The organism is Streptomyces carpinensis, from assembly GCF_002154505.1.
GTDB lineage: Bacteria > Actinomycetota > Actinomycetes > Streptomycetales > Streptomycetaceae > Streptomyces > Streptomyces carpinensis.
This window is the reverse complement of sequence record NZ_MUBM01000661.1, coordinates 1-764: the sequence shown is the minus strand read 5'-3', so window position 1 is coordinate 764 and position 764 is coordinate 1. Positions and strand designations below refer to the sequence as shown.

General features: G+C 72.0%; 1 pseudogene. It reads right to left on the bottom strand.

Annotation, left to right across the window (positions count from 1 at the left end):
• Window positions 1–764, bottom strand: a pseudogene (locus BZY54_RS51420) (hypothetical protein); the annotation flags it as partial.

Below are 764 nucleotides of genomic sequence, written 5' to 3'. Positions count from 1 at the left end.
CGCCGAACAGCTCCAGAGTCCGGGCAGTATCGTGGTACTGGTCGACGAGGAGCGCCGAGACCAGCCGCCGGGCCGGGCCTTCGGACAGCCCCTCCATACCGTCGGTGAGGAAGCCGGCGACATCCAGCCACTCTCCGTCGGGCAGCCCGTACGCCGTGATCAGCATCAGGAACACCAGCGGCGGGGCTTCCTCGGCCAGCTCCCGCAACGGCTGCAGCCCGCCCAGCAACTCGTCCAACGCGGGGAAAGAGAGGGAGAGCTCGACCGCCGCGCCCACCACCGCTTCCTGCCAGGCAGCCAGGAGTGCCGCGTCGTCGTCCTGGTCCGGCAGTTCGTCGCCGGCGTACGCCCGGTTGCCCTCCACCTCGACGAAGCCACAGTTCAGCGCCCAGTCCCAGGGTAGAGCCAGCGGCTCCATGTCAGCCGCGCTGCGGACCTTCGCCAGCCTCGCGGCCCGCTCCCCGGCATCACCCCACTCGTCGGGGTCAACGCGCCACAGCTCGGCCTCCTCCACGGCCTGCCGGGCAAGCTTCGGCCGCAGCACCTCCTTCGGGGTCAGTTCCCGACCATCGCCGCACCAGTGACCGAGCCGTACCGCCGCCATGAAGGCGGGCACCTCGCGCACCGAGCGAGCCAACTCCACCTCGCCGGGCAGCCGCACGGCCGGCAACCGCAGGCCCACGGCATCCAGGACATCGGACAGCGACACCTCGTCGTCCGGCCCGTCGTCCTCGGCAAGCGGCCCCGCACCGCCGGGCAGCGGG